Consider the following 720-nt stretch of genomic DNA (forward strand, 5'->3'; position numbering starts at 1 on the left):
CAGGCTGCCGTCTTCCTTCACCAGGAACTTGGGCACGATGAACAGCGAAATGCCCTTGGAGCCTTCCGGCGCATCGGGCAGCTTGGCGAGCACCAGGTGGACGATGTTCTCGCTCATGTCGTGCTCGCCGGCGGAGATAAAGATCTTGGTGCCGGTGATGCTGTAGGAACCGTCACCCTTCGGCTCGGCCTTGGTGCGGATGAGGCCCAGGTCGGTGCCGCAGTGCGGCTCGGTGAGGCACATGGTGCCGGACCAGCGGCCGTGAATCATGTTGGGCAGGAAGGTCTGCTTCTGCGCGTCGCTGCCGTGCAGCTCCAGCGCGTTGCAGGCGCCGTGAGTCAGGCCCGGGTACATGCCGAAGGAGATGTTGGAGGAACAGATCAGCTCGGTCATGACGAACTGCAGGGTCTTGGGCAGTCCCTGGCCGCCGTAGTCCGGGTTCAGCGACAGGCCGTTCCAGCCGGCCTCGCAGAAGGCCTCGTAGAGCTCCTTGAAGCCCTTCGGCGTGCGCACCACGCCGTTCTCGAAGGCGCAGCCCTCCTCGTCACCGGAGCGGTTCAGCGGCAGCAGCTCGTTCTCGCAGAACTTGGCGCCTTCCTCCAGCACCGCGTCGACCAGCTCGCGGCTCGCTTCCTCGCAACCGGGCAGGCCCGCCACGTGTCCCTCGTAGTCGAGCAGGTCGTAGAGCAGGAAGCGGATGTCGTCGAGCGGGGCCGTATA

Annotated in this window: 1 protein-coding gene; it reads right to left on the reverse strand. The window is 65.3% G+C overall.

Annotated elements, in window-relative coordinates; genetic code table 11:
* A partial coding sequence (locus ACQY5R_RS18225; protein ID WP_428610711.1) for an acyl-CoA dehydrogenase family protein occupies positions 1 to 720 on the reverse strand: 720 nt, incomplete at both ends.

The sequence above is a fragment of the Sedimenticola sp. genome (genome assembly GCF_050289425.1).
GTDB lineage: Bacteria > Pseudomonadota > Gammaproteobacteria > Chromatiales > Chromatiaceae > Sedimenticola.